Raw genomic sequence first — 15672 nt, forward strand, 5'->3', positions numbered from 1 at the left:
CGACTACTCCAACCGCGCAACGCGGTCTTGCCCCACGCTGTGACGAGGCCTACGTTCTACTCCCTACGGACACCGTCTACGTGCGTAGAACCCGGCGTTCCCGTCGCGAGGAGCAGCTCATGGCCCAAGTCGTCCGCGCCGCGCTGGTCCAGGCCACCTGGACCGGCGACACCGAATCGATGATCGCCAAACACGAGGAGCACGCACGGCGGGCCGCCGCCCAGGGCGCGCGGATCATCGGCTTCCAGGAGGTGTTCAACGCCCCCTACTTCTGCCAGGTCCAGGAGCCCGAGCACTACCGCTGGGCCGAGGCCGTCCCGGACGGCCCGACCGTCCGCCGCATGCAGGACCTCGCCCGCGAGACCGGCATGGTCATCGTCGTCCCGGTCTTCGAGCTGGAGAGCGAGGGCTTCTACTACAACACCGCGGCCGTCATCGACGCCGACGGCAGCTACCTCGGGAAGTACCGCAAACACCACATCCCGCAGGTCAGGGGCTTCTGGGAGAAGTACTACTTCCGCCCGGGCAACCTCGGCTGGCCCGTCTTCGACACCGCCGTCGGCCGTGTCGGCGTCTACATCTGCTACGACCGCCACTTCCCGGAGGGCTGGCGCCAACTGGGCCTGGCCGGAGCCCAGCTCGTCTACAACCCCTCCGCCACCCACCGCGGCCTGTCCGCGTACCTCTGGCAGCTGGAACAGCCGGCCGCGGCCGTCGCCAACGAGTACTTCATCGCCGCGATCAACCGCATCGGCCAGGAGGAGTACGGCGACAACGACTTCTACGGCACCAGCTACTTCGTGGACCCGCGCGGCCAATTCGTCGGGGAGCCGGCCAGCGACAAGGAGGAGGAACTCCTCGTCCGCGACCTCGACTTCGACCTGATCAAGGAGGTCCGCGACCAGTGGGCCTTCTACCGCGACCGCCGCCCCGACGCCTACGGAGGGCTCGTACAGCCGTGACCAACCCGATGCCCCTGCACAGCCGCCACGCCGCCGTCCTGCCCGACTGGCTCGCGCTCTACTACGGCCGCCCCGTCGAACTCACCCACGGCGAGGGCCGGCACGTGTGGGACGCCGACGGCAACCGCTACCTCGACTTCTTCGGCGGCATCCTCACCACGATGACCGCCCACGCCCTGCCCGAAGTGACCAAGGCCGTCTCCGAACAGGCCGGTCGGATCATCCACTCCTCCACCCTGTACCTGAACCGCCCCATGATCGAGCTGGCCGAGCGGGTCGCCGCGCTCTCCGGCATCCCCGACGCCCGGGTCTTCTTCACCACCTCGGGCACCGAGGCCAACGACACCGCGCTGCTGCTCGCGACGACGTACCGCCGCTCCAACCAGATCCTGGCGATGCGCAACAGCTACCACGGCCGGTCCTTCTCCACCGTGTCCGTCACGGGCAACCGGGGTTGGTCCCCGACCAGCCTCTCGCCGCTCCAGACGTACTACGTCCACGGTGCCGTCCGCACCCGCGGCCCCTTCGCGGACCTCGGCGACACCGCCTTCACCGCGGCGGCCGTCGCCGACCTCGAGGACGTCCTCGGCCAGGCCCGCGGGGGAGTGGCCGCGCTCATCGCCGAGCCGATCCAGGGCGTCGGCGGGTTCACCTCCCCGCCCGACGGCCTCTACGGGGCCTTCCGCGAGGTCCTGGACCGGCACGGCGTCCTGTGGATCAGCGACGAGGTGCAGACCGGCTGGGGCCGCACCGGCGAGCACTTCTGGGGCTGGCAGGCCCACGCCCAGAACGGCCCGCCGGACATCCTCACCTTCGCCAAGGGCATCGGCAACGGCATGTCGGTGGGCGGGGTCGTGGCCCGCGCCGAGGTGATGAACTGCCTGGACTCCAACTCCATCTCCACCTTCGGCGGTTCCCCCGTCACCATGGCGGCCGGCCTCGCCAACCTCACCTACCTGCTGGAGCACGACCTCCAGGGCAACGCCCGCCGCGTCGGCGGCCTCCTCCTGGAGCGGCTGCGCGCCATCGCCGCCCACGTGCCCGCCGTACGGGAGGTCCGCGGCCGGGGCCTGATGGCCGGACTGGAACTGACCAGGCCCGGCACCGACCAGGCCGACCCGGACGCCGCCGCGGCGGTACTGGAGGCCGCCCGCGCCGGCGGTCTGCTCATCGGCAAGGGCGGCGGCCACAACACCAGCGTGCTGCGCATCGCCCCGCCGCTCTCCCTCACCGTCGCGGAGGCGGAAGAGGGCGCCGAGATCCTCGAACAGGCTTTGCGCACCATCCAGTAGGGGGACGTACATGAGCATCCGCACCCTGATCAGCGGCGGCCTCGTCGTCACCGCCTCCGACGAACTGCACGCGGACGTCCTCGTCGAGGACGGCCGCGTGGCGGCCCTCGCCGCGCACGGTTCGGCGGCCGCCGCGGCCTGGACGGCCGACCGTACGATCGACGCGAGCGGGAAGTACGTGATCCCGGGCGGGGTCGACGCGCACACCCACATGGAGCTGCCCTTCGGCGGCACCTCCGCCTCGGACACCTTCGAGACCGGCACCCGGGCCGCCGCCTGGGGCGGCACCACCACCATCGTCGACTTCGCCGTGCAGAGCGTGGGCCACGCCCTGCGCGAGGGCCTCGACACCTGGTACGACAAGGCCGACGGCAAGTGCGCCATCGACTACGCCTTCCACATGATCCTCTCGGACGTCAACGAGGGCACCCTCAAGGAGATGGACCTGCTGGTCGGGGAGGGGGTCACCTCCTTCAAACTGTTCATGGCCTACCCGGGCGTCTTCTACAGCGACGACGGGCAGATCCTGCGGGCCATGCAGCGGGCCTCCGGCAACGGCGGGCTGATCATGATGCACGCCGAGAACGGCATCGCCATCGACGTGCTCGTCGAACAGGCCCTGGCCCGCGGGGAGACCGACCCCCGCCACCACGGCGAGGTCCGCAAGGTGCTCCTGGAGGCGGAGGCCACCCACCGGGCCATCCAGCTCGCCCGGGTCGCGGGCTCCCCCCTGTACGTGGTCCACGTCTCGGCGGAGGAGGCGGTCGCCGAGCTGGCCGGCGCACGCGACAAGGGCCTGCCCGTCTTCGGGGAGACCTGCCCGCAGTACCTCTTCCTGTCCACCGACAACCTCGCGGAGCCCGACTTCCAGGGCGCCAAGTACGTGTGCTCCACCCCGCTCCGGCCGCGCGAGCACCAGGCGGCGCTGTGGCGGGGGCTGCGGACCAACGACCTCCAGGTGGTCTCCACCGACCACTGCCCCTTCTGCTTCCGGGGCCAGAAGGAACTGGGCCGCGGGGACTTCTCCAAGATCCCGAACGGGCTGCCGGGGGTGGAGAACCGGATGGACCTCCTCCATCAGGCGGTGCTGGACGGGCACATCAGCCGCCGGCGCTGGATCGAGATCGCCTGCGCCACCCCGGCCCGGATGTTCGGGCTCTACCCGCAGAAGGGCACCATCGCGCCGGGCTCCGACGCCGACATCGTCCTCTACGATCCGCACGCCGAGCAGGTCATCTCCGCCGAGACGCACCACATGAACGTGGACTACTCGGCGTACGAGGGCAGGCGGATCACCGGACGCGTCGACACCGTGCTCTCGCGCGGCGAACTCGTCATCGACCGGCGCGAGTACGCCGGCCGGCCCGGCCACGGCGTCTTCCTCCCCCGCTCCACCTGCCAGTACCTGTAAGCCCGTAAGGAGCCGCCCGTATGGACTTCGGCCTCGTCCTGCAGACCGACCCGCCCGCCTCACAGGTCGTCAGCCTCATGCGCCGTGCCGAGCGCAACGGCTTCCGCTACGGCTGGACCTTCGACTCCGCCGTGCTCTGGCAGGAGCCCTTCGTCGTCTACAGCCAGATCCTGGAGCACACCCGGGAGATGCACGTCGGCCCGATGGTCACCAACCCGGGCACCCGCACCTGGGAGGTCACCGCCTCCACCTTCGCCACGCTCAACGACATGTTCGGCAACCGCACCGTGTGCGGGATCGGCCGCGGGGACTCGGCGATGCGGGTCGCCGGGCGCGCCCCGAACACCCTGGCCCGGCTCGGCGAGGCCATCGACGTCATCCGCGACCTCGCCGAGGGCCGTGAGGCGCAGGTGGACGGCAAGCCGCTGCGGATCCCGTGGGTCCGGGACGGGAAACTGCCCGTCTGGATGGCCGCGTACGGGCCGAAGGCCCTGGCCCTGGCCGGGCAGAAGGCCGACGGGTTCATCCTCCAGCTCGCCGACCCGTACCTCACCGAGTGGATGGTCGGGTCGGTCCGCCAGGCCGCCGCGGAGGCCGGCCGGGACCCGGCGGAGATCACCATCTGCGTGGCGGCCCCCGCGTACGTGGGCGACGACCTCGCCCACGCCCGCGACCAGTGCCGGTGGTTCGGCGGCATGGTCGGCAACCACGTCGCCGACCTGGTCTCCCGCTACGGCGAGCACTCGTCGATGGTCCCCGAGGAGCTGACCGAGTACGTCAAGTCCCGCCAGGGCTACGACTACAGCCACCACGGGCGCGCGGGGAACCCGTCGGCGGACTTCGTGCCCGACGAGATCGTCGACCGCTTCTGCCTGCTGGGCCCGCCCGAGGCCCACATCGAGAAGCTCCGGGCGCTGCGCGCCCTCGGCGTCGACCAGTTCGCCGTCTACGACATGCACGACGCGAAGGAGGCCACGATCGACGCATACGGCGAGCACGTCATCCCGGCGCTCCGCTGACTCCCGGCGGAGTTGTGAGTCGAGCAGGCCCACCACGAAGATCAGGGTCTGCCCCGCCGGGATCAAAGGTGAGGCGGACTGGTTCCCGTGCGGGGACGGCCGCGTTACCGAGGATGCGGAGGTCGTTCGAGCAGGCGCCGCATCGTCTCCGCCGCCCGCACGGACGCGTCGGCGCAGCAGTTGTTGAACAGGGCGTGCACGGAGCCGGCCTGTCGTGCCATGGACCGCAGGCGTGCGGCCCAGGGGGCCAGTTCGGCCTCCGTGTAGGTGTGGCGGTACGCGGCCTCCTTGCTGCCGGGGCCGGAGGAGCCCCATGCGGGGCTGCGCCCGTGGAAACGGACGACGGCCAGCTCCGGTGTGGTGACGGCCGTGACCGGGGGAACGGACGAAGGCAGACCCTGGGCGGTGTCGACGGCGACGGCCGCCGCCCCGCACCGGGTCAGGAACCCGGCGGTCGCGGCCCGCCGCCGCTCGCTCCACCACTCGGGGTGGCGGAACTCCACTGCCACCGGCCAGCCCTCGGCCCGCCCGACGCTCTCCTCGACCAGTTGCTCGCCCCGCGCACCGGGAGCCAGCGAGGGCGGGAACTGGAACAGCAGGGTCCCCAGCCGTCCGCTCTCGCGCAAGGGTTCCAGGGCGCTGCTGAACCGCTGCCACACCTCCTTCAGCAGCGCGGGGTCGGCGCGTACCCGAGCGGGGGCGTCCCCTCCCCGCAGGTCGGCGGGGAGCGCTGCGGTCCGGGTGGGATGGCCGGTGAGCAGGGAGAAGGCCTTCACGTCGAACCGGAAGCCGGGCGGGGTCCGCTCGGCCCACAGCACGCTGTTGCGCAGGCTCGGCATCCCGTAGTAGGTGGAGTCCACCTCGACGACCGGGAAGCGGGAGGCGTAGTACCTGAGCCGTCCCTCCGCGTCACGCTGCCCGGCCGGGTACCACCCCCCGGCGACCAGTGACGGATCCGTCCACGAACACGTGCCCACCGAGATGTCACCCATGGCGACGCGGATACCCCGCCCGGCCCGGCGCTATCGGCCGTCACCGGGTCGCCATCCCGCGCACGCTCCGCCGTCACCGGGGCCGGTGGGCTTTGTCGGTCCGGCGTGATGTGATGGGCGCATGATCGATGAGTTCCTTACCCATGGCCTGTCCGACGTGGAAGAGGCCGTCCGCAAAGCGGCGGCGATCGAGATCATGCCGAGGTTCCGGCAGCTCGCCGACCACGAGGTCGACGAGAAGAGCGGACCGCACGACCTGGTGACGGTGGCCGACCGCAAGGCCGAGGAGCACCTCACGGCCTCGCTCACGCGGCTGCTCCCCGGCTCGGCCGTGGTGGGCGAGGAGGCCGTGCACGCCGACCCGACCGTGTACGGGGCGCTGCGCGCCGACGCCCCGGTGTGGATCGTGGACCCGGTCGACGGCACCCGGCAGTTCGTCTCCGGCGACCCGGCCTTCTGCACCCTGGTCGCCCTGGCCCACCGCGGGGAGATCCTCGCCTCCTGGACCTTCGCCCCGGCGCTGGAGGAGATGGCCACCGCCGTGCGCGGGCAGGGCGCCTTCGCGGGCGGGGAGCGCATCCTCAGCGGCTCGCCCGAGCCGGGCGCGGAGCTGCGGGTCGCCATGGCGCACCCCCTGTACACCTCCGAGGAGGACAAGCGGACCCTGGGCCGCCTGGAGGTGCCGGGCGTGGCGGCCAGGCCCTGCGGATCGGCCGGCCTGGAATACCTGAAGGTGGCCCGCGGCGAGATGGACGCCCTGGCCTTCACCTGGCCCTCGGCCTGGGACCACGCGGCCGGGCTGCTGCTGGTCGCCGAGGCCGGCGGGACGCAGAGCACCGTTGACGGTGTCCCCTTCCGGGTGGACCGGGACAACGCGCTGCCGTTCGCCGTCGGACGTGACGAGGCCACGACGGTCCGCATCCGGGACCTGCTGCGCGGCCAGTGCGAAGAGCGGGCCTGACCGGCGCCCTTTCGACGACAGGGCCCGGTGCCGTGACCAGCGGCAGGTCGGGCCGGAATATCCTGGGGGCGGTGGCGCCCCCGGACGAAGGAGTCGCAAGTGCCGTCGATTCTCGATGCGGTCGTGGTGGGGGCGGGGCCCAACGGGCTGACGGCCGCCGTCGAACTCGCCCGGCGGGGGTTCTCGGTGGCCCTCTTCGAAGCCGCGGACACGGTGGGCGGCGGGGCGCGGACCGAGGAGCTCACCCTCCCCGGCTTCCGCCACGACCCCTGCTCGGCGGTACACCCGCTCGGCGTAAGCTCCCCGGTCTTCGCGACGATGCCGCTGAAGCGGTACGGGCTGGAGTGGCTGCACCCCCCGCTGCCCATGGCGCACCCCTTCGACGACGGTACGGCGGCCGTCCTGTCCCGCTCGGTCGCCGAGACGGCGGCGTCCTTCGGGCCGCGTGACGCCGGGGCGTACCGGCGCCTCGTCGAGCCGTTCCTCGGCCGGTGGGACACCCTGGCCCGGGACTTCATGTCCCTGCCCGCCACCGCGCTGCCCCGCGACCCCGTCACCCTCGCCCGCTTCGGGCTCGCCGGGCTGCCGCCCGCCACCTGGCTGCTGCGCCGCTTCCGCGACGAGCGGGCCCGCGCGCTGTTCGCCGGGCTGGTGGCGCACGTCATCGCCCCGCTCGACGGGATCGCCACCAGCGCCGTGGGCCTCGTCTTCGCCCTGGCCGCGCACGCGGGCGGCTGGCCGATGCCGCGCGGCGGCTCGCAGGCGGTCTCCGACGCCCTCGCCGCGTACCTGCGCGACCTCGGCGGCTCCGTCCACACCGGTTTCGAGGTCAAGCGGCTCGACGACCTCCCGCCCGCCCGCGCCTACGTCTTCGACACCTCGCCGACCGCGCTGGCCCGCATCGCCCGTCTGGGCCGCGCCTACGACGGCTACCGGTACGGCGCCTCCGTGTACAAGATCGACTACGCGCTCGACGGGCCGGTCCCGTGGACCGCCGAGGAGCCGCGCCGGGCGGGGACCGTCCAGATCGGCCCGCGCACCCGTGACATCGACGCGGCCCTGCAGCTGGCCTCCGGCGGCCGGGCCCCCCGTACGCCCTTCCTCATCACCGCGCAGCCCAGCCTCGTCGACCCCGGCCGCGCGCCCGAGGGCAAGCACGTCTTCTGGGCGTACGGCCACGTCCCCAAGGGCTGGCAGGGCGACCTCACCGACGCCGTCGAGCGCCAACTGGAGCGCTTCGCACCAGGCTTCCGCGACCTGGTCCTGGCCCGCGCCACGGCCGGCCCGCCCGAGCTCGCCGCCCGCAACCCCAACTACGTCGGCGGGGACATCGCCTGCGGCGCGGCCTCGGGACTCCAGCTCCTGCTGCGCCCCAAGCTCACCCTCTCCCCGTACACGACCGCCAATCCGGCGGTCTTCCTGTGCTCCTCGGCGACCCCTCCCGGCCCGGGCGTGCACGGGATGTCCGGCCACAACGCCGCCAAGGCCGTGTGGCGCCACCTGCGGAAGGGCTCCTGATGCTGCGCATCACCCTGGTCCGGGGCGACATCACCGCCGAGCGGGCCGACGCGATCGTCAACGCCGCCAACTCCTCGCTGCTCGGCGGCGGCGGGGTCGACGGCGCCATCCACTGGCGCGGCGGCCCGGAGATCCTCGCCGCCTGCGAGGACCTGCGCCGCTCGCACTACGGCAAGGGCCTGCCGACGGGCCGTGCCGTGGCCACCACCGCCGGCCGGCTCCCGGCGGAGCACGTGATCCACACCGTCGGCCCGGTCTGGTCGCGCGAGGAGGACCGCTCGGAGCTGCTGGCTTCCTGCTACCGGGAGTCCCTGCGGGTCGCGGACGAGCTGGGAGCCCGTACGGTCGCCTTCCCGGCGATCTCCACCGGGATCTACGGGTGGCCCGTGGACGACGGCGCGCGGATCGCCGTCCGGACCGTACGGGCGGCCCGGACCGAGGTCGAGGAGGTGCGCTTCGTCCTCTTCGACGACAAGGCCTACGCGGCCTTCGCGGCGGCCGTCGAGGCCGCCCGGTAGGCGCGGCCTACGGGGCGGACCGGAAGCGGTTGCGGTATTCCGTCGGGGTCGTGTCGAGGCGGCGGCGGAACGCGCGGATGAGCGTGTCGGTCGTGTGGAAGCCGCAGGCGGACGCGACGCGTTCGAGGGTGGCGTCCGTGGATTCGAGGTGGTTGCGCGCCACTTCGACGCGCGCCGATTCGACGTAGGCCGCCGGGGTCATGCCCAGTTCCGTCTTGAAGATCCGCGTCAGCTGCCGCCCGCTCACATGGGCGTGGGCGGCGAGGTCGCCGACGGTGAGCGGCGCGGCGATGTTCCGGGTGATGTGGTGGCGCAGGTCCTCGACGCGGCGCGTCGTCGAGACGGGTTCGAGCGGGACGCTGAACTGGCTCTGCCCGCCGGGCCGCTTCAGGTACATCACCAGCTGCCGGGCGATGCGCAGGGCGACGGCCTCGCCGAAGTCTTCGGCCACCAGGGCCAGGGACAGGTCGAGGCAGGCGCTGATGCCCGCGCCGGTCCACACGTCCCGGTCGCGGATGAAGATCGGATCGGCGTCGACCTCGACCGCGGGGTGCTCGGCGGCGAGCTGCCGCGCGGTCGACCAGTGGGTCGTGGCGCGCCTGCCGTCCAGCAGCCCGGCGTCCGCGAGGATATGCGCGCCCACGCAGACGGACGCGACGCGCCGGGCCCGGCCGGCGAGCGCCTTCACCCGGCTGACCACGGCGGGATCGGTCACGGCGCGCACCCGTCCCCGGCCGTCGAGTTCGACCGAGCCGGGCACCAGGAGGGTGTCGATGCTCCTCCCCGAGGCCGAGGCCGAGGTCACCTCCCGGAAGGTGGTGTCGGGAAGGATGCGCACTCCGGCGGAGGTGGTGACGGGGTCCATGGTCTCGGCGGCCAGGACGACGTCGTAGCCCGCCGCGTCGCCCACCTCGCGCCGCAGCAGGGAGAACACCTCGGGCGGCCCGGTGACGTCCAGCAGGTCGACGCCGTCGAAGAGGACGATGACGACGAAGCGGCTGACGGTGCTCAACTGGTCTCCGTTCGGCGGGGCTCACGCGATGTCCGGATCTGCAAGTCGGATGACATTGCCGACACCTCCGGCGGGACATAGCGTTCCATACACGGCCGCCGAGCAGCGGCCGGCCCCCCTGCAACGCGACTTCCGAGGACGGTACTTCCATGTCTGCGACCACCCTGCGCGAGCTCAACGGCTTCGACGGGACCCCGGCCTCGCCGGCCGACGCGACGCTGATCCTGGTCGACTACCAGAACACCTACACCCGCGGCGTACTGGAGCTGGCGGGCTGGCGCTCCGCCCTCGACTCCGCCGCCGCCCTGCTGGCCAGGGCCCGCGAGGCGGGGGCGAAGGTCATCCACGTCCAGCACGACGGCGGCCCGGGGACGCCGTACGACATCCGAGCCGACATCGGCCGGATCCACCCGGACGTGGCCCCCGTCGAGGGCGAGACCGTCGTGGTCAAGACGGCCGCCCCCAACGCCTTCGTCGGGACCGGCCTGGGCGAACACCTCGACGCCGCCGGCAACAAGAACGTCATCGTCGTCGGGTTCATGACCCACATGTGCGTGGCCTACACCGTGGAAGGCGCCTACCTGCGGGGCAACCAGCCCACGGTGGTCGCCGACGCCTGCGCGACCCGGCCCCTGGGGACGGCGGTCGCCGACCTGTCCGCCGAACAGGTCCACCAGGCCGCGCTCGCGACGATCGCCGACCTCTACGGAGTCGTCGTGCCGTCCGCCTCAGCGCTGAGCTGAGGACCCGGGGGAGGGGCGGGGGTAGGTACGGGACTGCTTGACGCTGCCGTACGCGAAGCTCGACTCGATCGAGGCGATGCCGGGGATGGCGTGGACGCGGTGGCGCACCAGCGCCTCGTACGCCTCCAGGTCCTCGATGACCACGCGCAGCAGGTAGTCGCTGCTGCCCGCCATCAGGTAGCAGTCCTGGATGTGCTCGATGACCGCGACGTGCTCCTCGAAGAGCCGGACCGCCTCCGCCGTGTGGCGCTCCAGGCGGATCCGGACGAAGACGGTGACCGGGAGTCCGAAGGCGACCTGGTCGACCATGGCCGTGTAGCCGCGGATCAGCCCCGCCTCCTCCAGCCTGCGGACCCGGCGCAGACAGGGCGAGGGGGAGAGCCGCACGCGGTCGGCCAGGTCCTGGTTGGACAGGCGCCCGTCGGCCTGCAACTCCCGGATGATCTGCAGATCGACTGCGTCCATGGCCACTCCTCGGCGGATCGTCGGCGATTCTTGGCAGATCCTGCCCCAAACGTATGTCCGAGGAGCAGAACTGGCAATCGGCTGCCCCGGCCGAAGCCCTAGCGTTGCCCGGGAACGGGCCAGACCGGTCCGTTCCCGGAGGCTGGAGCAGACGACCGTGGTCGCAACACACATCACCGGGGCGACCGCGCCTCCCCGTACGGCGGGCCCGCCGGCCGGAAACCCTCGCCCGGCTACCGCCGGGGGGACCCCCGGCCGGCGCAGGCTCTCCCCGCGGACCGAGGGCGTCCTCGCCCTGTCCGTGACCGTCTCGATCTGGGCGGCCTTCGCACTGAGCGCCCGGGCCCTCGGAGCCTCGACCCTCCTGCCGGCCGACGCCGCCCTGCTGCGCTTCGGCGTGCCGATCGTCGTCCTGCTCCCCGCGCTGTGGCGGCGCCGCCACAGCATCGCGGCGGTCCGGCCGGGACCCGCCCTGAAGATCGTCTGCGGTGCCGGGGTGCCGTTCTTCCTGGCGGCCATGCACGGCGGCTCCCTGACCTCGGCGGCCTTCGTGGGCTCGATCGTCCCCGGCATGGTCCCGCTGTTCGTCTCCGCGCTGATGGTGCTGCGCGGCCACGGCGCCCCGCGCGGAACGCAGGCGGCCGGGCTCGCCCTGATCGCGGCCGGCGTGGCCGCCCTCGTCTGGCGCTACGTCGTCCCCGTGGACACGGACGTCCTGGAAGGCGCCGGCACCCTCCTGGTGGCCAGCGGGCTGTGGGCCCTGTACACGGTGGGCCTGCGCGACGTGGCCCTCGACCCCGTCGGTTCGATCGGCCTGCTCTGCCTGCCCTCCTTCGCGATCGTCGGAGCCCTGGTCCTGACCGGCGTCCTCCCGACCGGCCTCGCGCAGGCCGCGGGCGGCGACATCGCCCTGTTCCTCGTCGTCCAGGGGCTCGGAGTCGGCCTCTGCGCCGGCCTGCTGTACGCGGTCGCCATCCGCAGGCTCGGCGCGGAGCGCAGCTCCGTGGGCGGCAGCCTCAGCCCCGTGGCCGTCGTCCTGCTGGCCGTCCCCCTGCTCGGGGAGACCCCTACCGTCGCCGTGCTGATAGGCGTCCCCCTCATCACCGCCGGCGTCGTCCTCGCCAACCGACGCCCACGACCCGAGGTTCCCGCACATGCTTGAGCTCCTCCCGCCGCCGCCCACCGACCCGCTGTGGGACCTGACCGCCGAATTCGCCGCCGACGAGCGGCCCGAGCGCCTGAACCTCGTCCTCGGCGTCTACCGCGACCACACGGGCCGCACCCCCGTCATGACCGCCGTCCGCGAGGCGGAGGTCCGCCTGGCCGAGCAGGCCGGGTCCAAGGAGTACCGGGGGCTCTCCGGCAACACCGTCTTCAACCGCGCGATGCAGAGCATGGTCCTGGGTCCCCAGACGCCGGCCGACCGGGCCGTCACCGTCCAGACCGTCGCCGGGTCCGGCGCGCTGCGGCTGCTCGCCGACCTGATCGGCCGGACCCGGCCGGGCACCACGGTGTGGATCAGCGACCCGGCGTACGTCAACCACCGGCCCATCCTGGAGGCCGCCGGGCTGGAGGTCCGTACCTTCGGCTGGCGCGACGCCGAAGGCGCCTTCGACGCGGAGGGCGTCCTGCGGGAACTGGGCGCGGCCCGGCGCGACGACGTCGTCCTGCTCCAGGGCTGCTGCCACAACCCCACCGGCGCCGACCCCACGCTGGACGCGTGGGAGGCGCTGGCCGAACTCGCCGTGCGCGAGGGCTGGGTGCCGTTCGTCGACCTCGCCTACCACGGGCTCGGCGACGGCCTGGAGGCCGACCTGCTGCCCACGCGCATCCTGGCCGCCCGAGTGCCCGAGATGCTGATCGCCGTCAGCTGCTCGAAGAACTTCGGGCTCTACAGCGACCGCACCGGCTGCGCCATGGTGCTCGGTACCTCTGCCCGGGCGCTCGGACACGCCGAGACGGCCCTGCAGAACGCGGCCCGGACCCTCTACTCCATGCCGCCCGAGCACGGCGCCGCCGTGGTGGCGGCGATCCTCGGGGACGAGGGACTGCGGGCCGCCTGGCGGGCGGAACTGGAAACGATGCGGGGCAGGATCACCGCCAACCGGGCGGAGCTGGCGACCCACTTGAGCGCTCTGGGGCACGGAGCGCAGGCACGGGCGCTCGACCGGCAGAAGGGCATGTTCTCGATGCTTCCACTCAGCGCCGGCCAGATGCTGGAACTGCGCCGGCGGCACGCCGTCTACGGCACCACCTCGGGGCGGATCAACATCGCGGGGATCGCCGGACACCGGATCCCGCGGCTCGCCCAGGCCGTCGCAGCCGTCCTGGACGCGGCGCGGACGGACCCGGGCCGCGCGTCGCGGCCGCTCGAGGGCCTCGCGCGCCAGGGGCACGGCACGGCCTGAACACAAGACAGTCCCCGGCAGTTCCGCCGCTTCCATGAGCCATCCGCCGTCGCCGATGGCTCCCGTGGAGCGCGGATGCTGCCGGGGGCCTGGCCAGAGCCTGGACAAGGGTCACGCGGGCCTCTGGACGTCTCCGGAGGGAGGTGCGGCTCTTTTCCGGTTTTCCGGTGTATTGATGAGTCTCCTCCGTATTTCGCCCCAGTCAAGAGCCGCTCCACACCCAGCCGGAGACAGAGCCGCCCGGCGGGCCCTCGGATAGGGTGAACCGGTAGGAATCAGACCCCCCGGGGTGAGGTCGGTGCGGTGGACACTTACCAGTCGACGAGCGAAGTGCCGGATCCGCCGGACGCAGCCGTCGGGTACGCGGGCGTGCTCCGCGAGCTGCTCCCGATCGCCCTGTGGCGCGAGGACGCGGACGGCCGCATCGTCGAGTGGTCGCTCGCCGCCCAGGACCTGCTCGGACACCGTCCCGAGGACATCCTCGGCCGCCCCGGCGCCGCCGTCCTCGTCCCCGAGGCCAACCGCGGGCTCGCCGACGACCTGACCCGCCGCGTCCAGGCCGGCGAGACCGTCGTCGGCACCCTGCCCGTGCGCCACCGCGACGGCCACCGCGTCGTGATGGAGATGTGGATCGTCCCCGCCGCCGACCCGCAGGGGCGTACGGGCGCCATGCTCATCGCCGTGGAGACCTCCGAAGTGCTCCACATGCGCGACTCCCTCGCCGCCCTGCAGAGCCTGTTCACGCAGTCGCCCATCGGCCTCGCCACCCTCGGCACCGACCTGCGCTTCCTGCGCGTCAACGACGCCCTCGCCCGGATGAACGGCATGCCCGCCGCCGCGCACCTGGGCAGACGGCTCACCGAGGTGGTGCCGGGGGTCAACGCCGCCGTCCTCGAGGCCACCATGCGCCAGGTGCTCGAACGGGGCACGGCCGTCGTCGACGTCCGCCGCACCGGACGCACCGCCGCCGACCCCGACCACGACCGGACGTGGTCCTGCTCCTACGCCCCGCTGCTCGACGGCTCGGGACGGCCCCTCGGCCTGATCGCCTCCCTCATCGACATCACCGACGGACAGCGCGCAGAGGCCGAGGCCGAACGGGCCCGGCACCGGTTCGCGCTGCTGGCCGAGGCCGGCACCCGCATCGGCACCACCCTGGACCTCCACCAGACGGCCCAGGAGATCGTGGACCTCCTGGTACCGCAGCTCGCGGACTCCGCCGACGTACAACTGCTCGAATCGGTGCTGGGACCGGACGAGGGCCCGGCCGCCGCGGCCTCCACCCGCGGCCTGATGCGCCGGCTCGCGGCCGTCTTCCCCGACCCGGCCGCGCCCACCGAGAAACTCCAGGCGGGCCAGACCTTCCAGATCCCCGCGGACAGCGTCTACGAACGGATCATCAACGAGGGCCGGCCGATGGACCTCTACGCGTCCGACGTCCCCGCCCTGATCACCGACCCGCGCGCCGACGCCCTGCGCGCCTACCTCGCCACCCTCGGCTCCGCCCGGATGGTCCCGCTGGTCGCCCGCGGGCAGGTGCTGGGCGCGGTCGCCGTGACCCGGCTGCGCGAGCGCGGGCCCTTCGAGGACGAGGACCGCGTCCTCGTCGACGAGCTGGTCGCCCGCGCCGCCCTCAACATCGACAACGCCCGGATGTACACCCGCCAGCGGCACGCCGCGCTGACCCTCCAGCGCAGCCTCACCAACAGCGAGCTCCCCCAGGTCACCGGCCTCGAACTGACCGGGCGCTACCTGCCCGCCAGCGACCACGACGTGGGCGGGGACTGGTTCGACGTCATCCAGCTGCCCGGCGGCCGGACCGGACTGGTCATCGGCGACGTGATGGGCCACGGCATCCACGCGGCGGCCGTCATGGGCCAGCTGCGCACGGCCGTACGGACCCTCGCCAGGCTGGACGTGCCCCCGGAGCAGATGCTCCGCTCGCTCGACGCCGTGGTGGCCGACCTCGGCGAGGACGAGATGGCCACCTGCGTCTACGCCGTCCACGACCCGGCGACCGGCTGCTGTGTGATCGCCCGCGCCGGCCATCCGCCGCCGGCCGTGGCCGGAGCCGACGGGAGCGTCACCTTCCTGCACGGCCTGCCCGGCACCCCGCTGGGCACCGGCGGCCAGGACTTCCGCACGGAAGAGGTGGACCTGCCCCCGGGGAGCCTGCTCGTGCTCTACACCGACGGCCTGATCGAGGCCCGCGACCGGGACCTCGACGAGGGCATGGACCGGCTGGCGCGGGCACTGGAAGGGGCGCGGCAGCCGCTGGAGGAGCTGTGCGACGGGATCCTGGAGCAGCTGCTGCCGTGCGATCCGCAGGACGACGTCGCGGTGCTCCTGGCCCGGACCCGCCCGGTGTGAA

14 protein-coding genes are annotated in these 15672 nt (G+C 72.9%); 11 read left to right on the top strand and 3 right to left on the bottom strand.

The window, feature by feature from the left end; translation table 11 throughout:
• The first annotated feature begins 119 nt into the window (after positions 1-119).
• The 4 genes from BGK67_RS27575 to BGK67_RS27590 are packed head-to-tail and all read left to right on the top strand — an operon-like array spanning position 120 to position 4684.
• Positions 120-962 carry a nitrilase-related carbon-nitrogen hydrolase gene (locus BGK67_RS27575; protein WP_069922606.1) on the top strand — a complete coding sequence of 281 codons (843 nt, stop codon included), beginning with the start codon at positions 120-122 and terminating at the stop codon, positions 960-962.
• 8 nt (positions 963-970) lie between these two features.
• Positions 971-2254 (top strand): aspartate aminotransferase family protein, encoded by a 1284-nt coding sequence (locus tag BGK67_RS27580; RefSeq protein WP_069924147.1) that lies wholly within the window; start codon positions 971-973, stop codon positions 2252-2254.
• 10 nt (positions 2255-2264) lie between these two features.
• The gene (gene hydA / locus BGK67_RS27585; RefSeq protein WP_069922607.1) at positions 2265-3665 is read left to right on the top strand and encodes a dihydropyrimidinase; all 1401 of its coding nucleotides are present in this window, start codon (positions 2265-2267) and stop codon (positions 3663-3665) included.
• 20 nt (positions 3666-3685) lie between these two features.
• Complete coding sequence (locus tag BGK67_RS27590; protein WP_069922608.1) at positions 3686-4684, top strand: TIGR03842 family LLM class F420-dependent oxidoreductase; 999 nt, start codon at positions 3686-3688, stop codon at positions 4682-4684.
• A 104-nt stretch (positions 4685-4788) separates the two neighbouring features.
• Here BGK67_RS27590 and BGK67_RS27595 read toward each other — a convergent pair whose 3' ends face one another.
• Positions 4789-5676 carry a DUF72 domain-containing protein gene (locus BGK67_RS27595; protein ID WP_069922609.1) on the bottom strand — a complete coding sequence of 296 codons (888 nt, stop codon included), beginning with the start codon at positions 5674-5676 and terminating at the stop codon, positions 4789-4791.
• Between the two features lie 121 nt (positions 5677-5797).
• Here BGK67_RS27595 and BGK67_RS27600 point away from each other — a divergent pair, with 121 nt between their 5' ends.
• The 3 genes from BGK67_RS27600 to BGK67_RS27610 all read left to right on the top strand — a co-directional run bounded on the left by BGK67_RS27600 (position 5798) and on the right by BGK67_RS27610 (position 8673).
• Positions 5798-6637 (top strand): inositol monophosphatase family protein, encoded by an 840-nt coding sequence (locus tag BGK67_RS27600; protein ID WP_069922610.1) that lies wholly within the window; start codon positions 5798-5800, stop codon positions 6635-6637.
• A gap of 99 nt (positions 6638-6736) precedes the next feature.
• On the top strand, positions 6737-8155 hold the full coding sequence (locus BGK67_RS27605; protein ID WP_069922611.1) for a phytoene desaturase family protein: 1419 nt from the start codon (positions 6737-6739) through the stop codon (positions 8153-8155).
• A complete protein-coding gene (locus BGK67_RS27610; RefSeq protein WP_069922612.1) occupies positions 8155-8673 on the top strand; it encodes an O-acetyl-ADP-ribose deacetylase in 519 nt (172 codons plus the stop codon). The genes BGK67_RS27605 and BGK67_RS27610 overlap by 1 nt, the downstream gene beginning before the upstream one ends.
• Positions 8674-8680: 7 nt before the next feature.
• On the opposite strand, the gene BGK67_RS27615 is transcribed toward BGK67_RS27610, so the two are convergent.
• Complete coding sequence (locus tag BGK67_RS27615; protein ID WP_069922613.1) at positions 8681-9685, bottom strand: GlxA family transcriptional regulator; 1005 nt, start codon at positions 9683-9685, stop codon at positions 8681-8683.
• A 149-nt stretch (positions 9686-9834) separates the two neighbouring features.
• Here BGK67_RS27615 and BGK67_RS27620 point away from each other — a divergent pair, with 149 nt between their 5' ends.
• Positions 9835-10428 (top strand): isochorismatase family protein, encoded by a 594-nt coding sequence (locus BGK67_RS27620; RefSeq protein ID WP_069922614.1) that lies wholly within the window; start codon positions 9835-9837, stop codon positions 10426-10428.
• Here the strand turns inward: BGK67_RS27620 and BGK67_RS27625 are convergent.
• The gene (locus tag BGK67_RS27625; RefSeq protein WP_069922615.1) at positions 10414-10893 is read right to left on the bottom strand and encodes an Lrp/AsnC family transcriptional regulator; all 480 of its coding nucleotides are present in this window, start codon (positions 10891-10893) and stop codon (positions 10414-10416) included. The genes BGK67_RS27620 and BGK67_RS27625 overlap by 15 nt on opposite strands.
• A gap of 157 nt (positions 10894-11050) precedes the next feature.
• Between BGK67_RS27625 and BGK67_RS27630 the strand changes: the two genes are divergently transcribed.
• The 3 genes from BGK67_RS27630 to BGK67_RS27640 all read left to right on the top strand — a co-directional run bounded on the left by BGK67_RS27630 (position 11051) and on the right by BGK67_RS27640 (position 15671).
• A complete protein-coding gene (locus BGK67_RS27630) occupies positions 11051-12055 on the top strand; it encodes a DMT family transporter (protein WP_244291322.1) in 1005 nt (334 codons plus the stop codon).
• Entirely contained in the window at positions 12048-13301 is a 1254-nt protein-coding gene (locus BGK67_RS27635) for an aromatic amino acid transaminase (RefSeq protein ID WP_069922616.1), read from the top strand. The genes BGK67_RS27630 and BGK67_RS27635 overlap by 8 nt, the downstream gene beginning before the upstream one ends.
• 303 nt (positions 13302-13604) lie before the next feature.
• The gene (locus tag BGK67_RS27640) at positions 13605-15671 is read left to right on the top strand and encodes a SpoIIE family protein phosphatase (protein WP_069922617.1); all 2067 of its coding nucleotides are present in this window, start codon (positions 13605-13607) and stop codon (positions 15669-15671) included.
• The last annotated feature ends 1 nt before the right edge of the window (position 15672 follow it).

The sequence above is a fragment of the Streptomyces subrutilus genome, from assembly GCF_001746425.1.
GTDB classification, from domain to species: Bacteria; Actinomycetota; Actinomycetes; order Streptomycetales; family Streptomycetaceae; genus Streptomyces; species Streptomyces subrutilus_A.